The sequence below is a fragment of the Pseudogracilibacillus amylolyticus (SeqCode) genome (assembly GCF_051918545.1).
In the GTDB taxonomy this organism is placed as follows: domain Bacteria; phylum Bacillota; class Bacilli; order Bacillales; family Amphibacillaceae; genus Pseudogracilibacillus.
Window position 1 is genome coordinate 1 of record NZ_JBPPZG010000007.1, and the last position, 5812, is coordinate 5812.

Sequence of the window (5812 nt, forward strand, 5' to 3'; positions counted from 1 at the left end):
ATTTTTTACCCTCCTATTAATTAGCATTGTCTTTTTTGATGATTGCGAATGTTTCGTAAACAATAAAACCTAAAACTAGACCGAAGACTAAACCGATCATTTTTATTCCCCCCTTCCCTTTCCGTCTTTTCTTTCCCTCATTCCTCAGCTACTTGCTTCCGCTTCTTTCTTATTAATCTTGGTGCAGATGTTTTAGCAAAGAAAGCTTTCATACTTTTCATTGTTTCTTCGCTAATTCCTAAACGCTTCATTTCCTCCTTTTCCTTTCGTTCAAATTCATCTGTTGACATTTGGTTCATTTTTTTACCTCCTATATAAATGTTATTTCCTATATGTCAACTTACTTATCAAAAAAATACCAAAGGCTATTTTCCTATCGTCAACATCTTCAAGCTATTTCCCAATCGTCAACGTCTTTAACAAAGAATATTCCCGCTTTCCTTTGGGGGATCCCTAATTCTTTTAGGATAATGGCGAATTCTTCAACGCTTATTTTTATATCGCCGTTTTCCTTCTTATAATATGTTGTTCTCCCAACTCCTAGCGCTTCCGCCATTTCTTTTTGTGATTTTTTACGTGATAGTCTTTCATAACGCAATCTTTGTAAATTAAAATTCATTTATTTCTCATCTCCTTCAATTATTATGTTACTACTTTCGTTCCCTATTGTCAACACTTTTTTAATTATTTTATTTTATTTTATCCTTTCGGGAACATTTGGGTATCATTATACAATAACTAAAAAGCACTTGTCAACACTTTTTATTTAAAAGTTTGTTTGTGTTTCCTTTTGGGAACTTCAATTACTATAGTAATATGTTAATCTCTTTATGTCAACAATTTTTATTAAAAAAATATTTTTGTTGCATTTTTGGATCATTTATATATATAATAGGAAACGGAAAGGAGGTGAACACGATGAGGACATCGGATGAAGTAATAAGGATTATCAAAACCATGAGAAAACAAAGGAAAATATCCATTGATGAATTAGCCAAAGAGGTAGGAATTTCAAAGTCTACTTTATCAAGGTACGAAAACGGCCAAAGAGAATTCCCGATTAATGATATTGGCAAATATGCGAAAGCATTAAACACAACAATTGAATTTCTTCTTGGAATTGGAGAAGGTAAAAAACAATTTAGCGTTTCCGAATATGACTATATCCATACTTCAATTTCGGCGGGAACACCTTTAAATATTGAAGGGATAACAAAAGATGAAATTGAAAAGATACAGTTACCAGATTTTATAATGGGGAAATGGGCAGGTAACAAGGATATATTTTTAATGAGAGTAAACGGAGAATCAATGAACAATGTATTTTCGCATGGTTCGTTAATAGCTGTTAAAAAAACAAACCTATCCAATTTACATGATGGTGATATTGTAGTTTATAGCGACAATGAAGAATATGCAGTTAAAAGAATCTATATAGATAGAGAAAATAAAAGGTTTATTTTTAAACCAGATTCTTCCGATAAACGTTTTTTCGACAAAGTAATAAACTTTGATAAAGCCGAAAATTTAAAAATACATGGAAAAGTCGTGCTTTATATTGTAGAATTATAGTAGTTGGATTTCTAACGTTAGGGATTCAATGTTTTAGCGGGATTAGCTATCCCGCTTTTTTATATTCATTTTTATGGAGGGGATAAAATGGCAACCGCTATTTATATGAGAGTAAGCACAGACAAACAGGCGGATCAAGGCGTTTCGTTAGAAACACAAAAAGAAAAATTAAAAGCGTATTGCACGATAAAAGACTTTGAAAACGTGAAAGAATATATTGATGTTGGAAGTGGACGGACTACGGAGCGCCCAAATTTCAAACGAATGATAAAGGATGTTAAAAACAAAAACGTCTCTAATGTCGTTGTATTTCGCTTGGATAGATTGACTCGATCAATAATTGATCTTAACAAACTGATAAACATATTTGATAAATACGGATGTCGCTTACATTCTTCAACTGAAAGTTTAGACACATCAACCGCTAATGGTCGTTTAATGGTTAATTTAATTGGGGTGTTTGCGCAATGGGAATCCGAAACAATAAGCGAACGTGTGTCTATTAATATGCAATCGAGAGCAGAAAAGGGAATTTGGCAAAGTGCTCCACCTTTTGGTTTTTATCTAGGTGATGATAAACGTTTAAAAATAAAAGAAGATGAAGCGAAAATACTTAGGGAAGCTTTCAATCTTATTGAAGAAGGACATAGTTTTACAAGTGCAGAAAGAGCAATAGCCAGAAAATATAACTTAGATTGGACACATAACTATTTAACTAGGAAAGTTAGACAAGCTTCAACAATCGGTAATATGGAAAGAAACGGAACAATAATTAAAAACACACATGAAGGCATAATAACGAAGGAAAAAAGAGATAAATTATTAACTATACTAGAAGAAAATAGAATAGGAAGGCGTTTTATTGAAAGGGATGATATTTTTAGAAGGCGAATAGCTTGTTATCAATGCGGATCTATTATGATGGTATCAGCAAGAAGCCACAATGATTATAAGACTGTGGCGTATAGCTATGTATGCGAAGTTTGCCATAAAAAAGGAAGAAAATTTATTTCCGTTGCCGAAAGACTTTTAGAAGAAGCGTTTTTGAAATATATGAAAACACTTCCTGTTGCTAAGTTGGAAGATGAAACAAACGACAAGGAACAAAAAGAAATAAATAATTTAAAAGAAAAACTAAACGAATTGAATAATAAAAAAGATAGAATACAAAGAGCATGGATAAATAGCATGATAAGCGATAAAGATTTAATGTTATATAAAAAAGAAATCGAAAGTAATATATATAGTATCGAAGAAAAACTTAATAAATTAAATGTGGAAAAGAAAAGTGCAATATCAAATGAAGAAATGGAAGAATTAAAAGAATTTTTTACTGTCCACTTTGACGTATTGACAAGAAAAGAAAAGAGAAAGTTTATTCAAAAACACATACAAAAAATACATTTTAAAAGAAAGCTTGTCAAAGGATATAAAAAGAAGTACAATATAACTGTAACAAATGTTGAGTTTTTTTGATTATAGTATCATAGTTACAAAACGGCAGGAACTCCTAACGTGTTACAACTATAATAATTCATTAACTAAAAGTAGTATGTACATTAAATGTACGTACTTGAATTGATGTCCTGCTGTACTTAACATGTTAAAAGAAAAGGATAACGGAGGGGGAATAATTGGCGGTTGATAGGATTGTAGTTGACGCAAAACCAGAAGTTAAAAGAAAGTTGCTTTATATTTGTCACAAATACGATTTAAACCAAAGACAATGTGTATCAAGACTAATCGAAAAGGAATACCAGAAAATCAAAGAAGAAGAAACAGTAAAAAACAACTAGGGGGAAATATAATGTTTAAAAAAATTGGAACAATACTATTAGGTGGATCATTAGCTTTAGGATTAGCAGCATGTGACGAAGCGGAAATAAAAGAAGCTAGCGGAGAAGAACAAAAAGAAAAGAAAAAAGAGGTTAAAAAGTTTTCCGTTGGTGATTCAGTCGAATTTGACGGAATGAAAATAACATTAAATGAAGCAAGAATTGAAGAAGGCGGAGAGTTTGACGAACCAACCGAAGAACAATTCGTTGTTGCAAATTTAACAATTGAAAACGGAACGGATGAGGAACAAGCTGTTTCATCTATAATGAATATTGAATTAAAAGATGATGAAGGTTATACCTACAATACAACAATTTTAACCGAAGGAACAAAAGGACAACTTGATGGAACTTTGCCACCTGGAGAATCAATGAAAGGCGATATACCTTTTGACGTTTCCAAGTCTGATAAATATGAATTACATTTTTCTGATCCTTTCAAATCCGGGAAAGCTATTTGGGTAATTGACAATTTATAATACATAAGAAGATAATACAAAAAAGAAGTGGTACAAGCTTGATAACTAGGTGTAAAGCCTAGTTATTTTTTATTATAAAAAACTTTATAAAAGCACTTGACTATATAATTGTATAGTTGTATAATGTAATCAGAAGGTTAAAGAAAGGGAACAAAAGGGGGAAATTAAAATGAAAAACATTATGAAACATGCTTGGGAAATTGCAAGGGAAGGACAAAAAAGATTTGGCGGTAAAGTTGTTGAGTATCTAAGTGAATCACTTAAAATAGCTTGGGCAGCAACGAAAAAGAATAACATTGATTATACAGAAATATGCCGAAAAAATAATTGCTTAGTTTTTACAACAAACAACATCGAAGAATTAGAAGTTAACTTTTTATCCGAAGATGTAAACATACGTGGTGAAAGATATACAAAACGTAATCATCTAGAACATCAAGTGGTTAAAAATAACGTCACTGGTCAAATCGTGAGACTATATTCAATTGAAATTGGGGCAGGAGACATAGAAATCCGTTTAGGAGATAAAATTGAAGTCATTGAAAACAGCATTGACTTCGAGGAATGGGGAATTGCTTAATATGGCAAATATCAAAGACCTAAGAGGAAAAAGGTTTGGAAAATTACAACCGATTGAAATTGTAGGAAAGTATAACAGAAAAATGATATGGAAATGTAAATGTGATTGTGGAAACTTCACAAATGTTACTGTTGACCGTTTAATTAATGGAATGACTAAATCATGCGGATGTTTGCGGGGGAAAGCTGGCGAAAATGTACAAGAACACAACAAAAAACATCTAATAAAAGATGGCGTATTTACTCCGTTATTAAAAAGCAAAGTAAGGTCAGATAACAAGACTGGACACAAAGGAATAACTATTATCAAAAGAAAAAATAAAGTACGGTATAAAGCAGGTATAGGTATCAAAGGAAAACAAATACATTTAGGTTACTTTGATGAATTAGAAGATGCAATAAAAGCAAGAAAACAAGCCGAAAAAAAATATCACAAACCATTTTTGGAGGGAAAGAATAATGAAAATGACTAAGGATGAATTTTTAGAACAACTCATGACAAGGAGGGAAGCGGAAAATTATGTTGGACTATCGAACGTGGCTTTTCAGCATCATTTACGACAAGGAAATATCATTCCTTGTAAAGAATCTGGACATGGAAAAGGCAAAGTACAATTATTTTGGGTGGAAGATTTAAAAGAATTTGCAAAAACTTTAAAATAATACTTGACTATATAATTATATAGATATATAATAGTAATTAGAAAGGTTAAGAAAATATCACATGAAAAAAGGAGAATGTAAAATGGTAAAAGTAATGTATGATGGCGTTTTAGTTGGTGAGGTTTTAACAAATAGAAGCCTAACAATTGAAGAAGCGTTGGAATTGATCGAATTTGACGAACAAGAGTTTTTGGAAAAGCAAGGTTGGGATGACATCGACTATAACGATTTTAAATTAGTTTATTAAAAAAGAGAGATATATAAATCCCTCTTCCACAAAAATATTATAATATAGGAGGAAATAAAATGACTAATGTAATCGTTTATCAAGCTAATAATGGAGATGTGTTTTTCAAACATGAATTAAACGCTAAGGAAAATCTTAATAATGAAGACTGGAAGGATGCAATCAAGCAATGCAAGTTAAAGTTTCTTGAAAATGATGTGGTGGAAGTAAAAGCGATAACCGAAAATGGTATTACATCTTACTACGAAGGCGATAAGTTTATCGGTAACGCACATACACATGTAAATGATAGTTACAATAAGTTTCGGGATATGGTTTACTTAAAAAGTGTGAATGAAGATAAAAATAAAAGGATTGAAGGATTACTTAACGCTATCTTTAATTAAAGAGGGATATAACATCCCTCTTCTTTTTATTTTAACCCTCTGCGCTTCAAT

General features: G+C 31.4%; 11 protein-coding genes. 9 read left to right on the plus strand and 2 right to left on the minus strand.

Annotated features, from left to right (window positions below; translation table 11 throughout):
• Positions 1-137 precede the first annotated feature (137 nt).
• Positions 138-299 carry a hypothetical protein gene (locus ACPYKA_RS01415; RefSeq protein ID WP_479540632.1) on the minus strand — a complete coding sequence of 54 codons (162 nt, stop codon included), beginning with the start codon at positions 297-299 and terminating at the stop codon, positions 138-140.
• A gap of 89 nt (positions 300-388) precedes the next feature.
• The gene (locus tag ACPYKA_RS01420) at positions 389-619 is read right to left on the minus strand and encodes a helix-turn-helix domain-containing protein (RefSeq protein WP_479540633.1); all 231 of its coding nucleotides are present in this window, start codon (positions 617-619) and stop codon (positions 389-391) included.
• A 299-nt stretch (positions 620-918) separates the two neighbouring features.
• On the opposite strand from ACPYKA_RS01420, the gene ACPYKA_RS01425 reads away from it, so the two are divergent.
• The 9 genes from ACPYKA_RS01425 (at position 919) to ACPYKA_RS01465 (ending at position 5761) form a co-directional block, all read left to right on the plus strand.
• Positions 919-1572: a helix-turn-helix domain-containing protein gene (locus tag ACPYKA_RS01425; protein WP_479540634.1), complete on the plus strand. Its 654-nt coding sequence runs from the start codon at positions 919-921 to the stop codon at positions 1570-1572.
• An 87-nt stretch (positions 1573-1659) separates the two neighbouring features.
• Positions 1660-3048 (plus strand): recombinase family protein, encoded by a 1389-nt coding sequence (locus ACPYKA_RS01430; protein WP_479540635.1) that lies wholly within the window; start codon positions 1660-1662, stop codon positions 3046-3048.
• Between the two features lie 158 nt (positions 3049-3206).
• Positions 3207-3368: a hypothetical protein gene (locus ACPYKA_RS01435; RefSeq protein WP_479540636.1), complete on the plus strand. Its 162-nt coding sequence runs from the start codon at positions 3207-3209 to the stop codon at positions 3366-3368.
• A gap of 11 nt (positions 3369-3379) precedes the next feature.
• Positions 3380-3886 carry a DUF4352 domain-containing protein gene (locus ACPYKA_RS01440; protein WP_479540637.1) on the plus strand — a complete coding sequence of 169 codons (507 nt, stop codon included), beginning with the start codon at positions 3380-3382 and terminating at the stop codon, positions 3884-3886.
• 169 nt (positions 3887-4055) lie between these two features.
• A complete protein-coding gene (locus tag ACPYKA_RS01445) occupies positions 4056-4466 on the plus strand; it encodes a hypothetical protein (RefSeq protein WP_479540638.1) in 411 nt (136 codons plus the stop codon).
• 1 nt (position 4467) lies between these two features.
• Positions 4468-4938: an HNH endonuclease gene (locus ACPYKA_RS01450; RefSeq protein ID WP_479540639.1), complete on the plus strand. Its 471-nt coding sequence runs from the start codon at positions 4468-4470 to the stop codon at positions 4936-4938.
• Positions 4925-5128: a hypothetical protein gene (locus tag ACPYKA_RS01455; protein WP_479540640.1), complete on the plus strand. Its 204-nt coding sequence runs from the start codon at positions 4925-4927 to the stop codon at positions 5126-5128. The genes ACPYKA_RS01450 and ACPYKA_RS01455 overlap by 14 nt, the downstream gene beginning before the upstream one ends.
• Positions 5129-5210: 82 nt before the next feature.
• A complete protein-coding gene (locus tag ACPYKA_RS01460) occupies positions 5211-5375 on the plus strand; it encodes a hypothetical protein (protein ID WP_479540641.1) in 165 nt (54 codons plus the stop codon).
• A 59-nt stretch (positions 5376-5434) separates the two neighbouring features.
• Positions 5435-5761 carry a hypothetical protein gene (locus tag ACPYKA_RS01465; RefSeq protein WP_479540642.1) on the plus strand — a complete coding sequence of 109 codons (327 nt, stop codon included), beginning with the start codon at positions 5435-5437 and terminating at the stop codon, positions 5759-5761.
• The last annotated feature ends 51 nt before the right edge of the window (positions 5762-5812 follow it).

Coding starts and splice junctions, on each gene's coding strand:
- ACPYKA_RS01415 (WP_479540632.1), bottom strand. CDS start 299: ATGAACCAAATGTCAACAGATGAATTTGAACGAAAGGAAAAGGAGGAA.
- ACPYKA_RS01420 (WP_479540633.1), bottom strand. CDS start 619: ATGAATTTTAATTTACAAAGATTGCGTTATGAAAGACTATCACGTAAA.
- ACPYKA_RS01425 (WP_479540634.1), top strand. CDS start 919: ATGAGGACATCGGATGAAGTAATAAGGATTATCAAAACCATGAGAAAA.
- ACPYKA_RS01430 (WP_479540635.1), top strand. CDS start 1,660: ATGGCAACCGCTATTTATATGAGAGTAAGCACAGACAAACAGGCGGAT.
- ACPYKA_RS01440 (WP_479540637.1), top strand. CDS start 3,380: ATGTTTAAAAAAATTGGAACAATACTATTAGGTGGATCATTAGCTTTA.
- ACPYKA_RS01445 (WP_479540638.1), top strand. CDS start 4,056: ATGAAAAACATTATGAAACATGCTTGGGAAATTGCAAGGGAAGGACAA.
- ACPYKA_RS01450 (WP_479540639.1), top strand. CDS start 4,468: ATGGCAAATATCAAAGACCTAAGAGGAAAAAGGTTTGGAAAATTACAA.
- ACPYKA_RS01455 (WP_479540640.1), top strand. CDS start 4,925: ATGAAAATGACTAAGGATGAATTTTTAGAACAACTCATGACAAGGAGG.
- ACPYKA_RS01460 (WP_479540641.1), top strand. CDS start 5,211: ATGGTAAAAGTAATGTATGATGGCGTTTTAGTTGGTGAGGTTTTAACA.
- ACPYKA_RS01465 (WP_479540642.1), top strand. CDS start 5,435: ATGACTAATGTAATCGTTTATCAAGCTAATAATGGAGATGTGTTTTTC.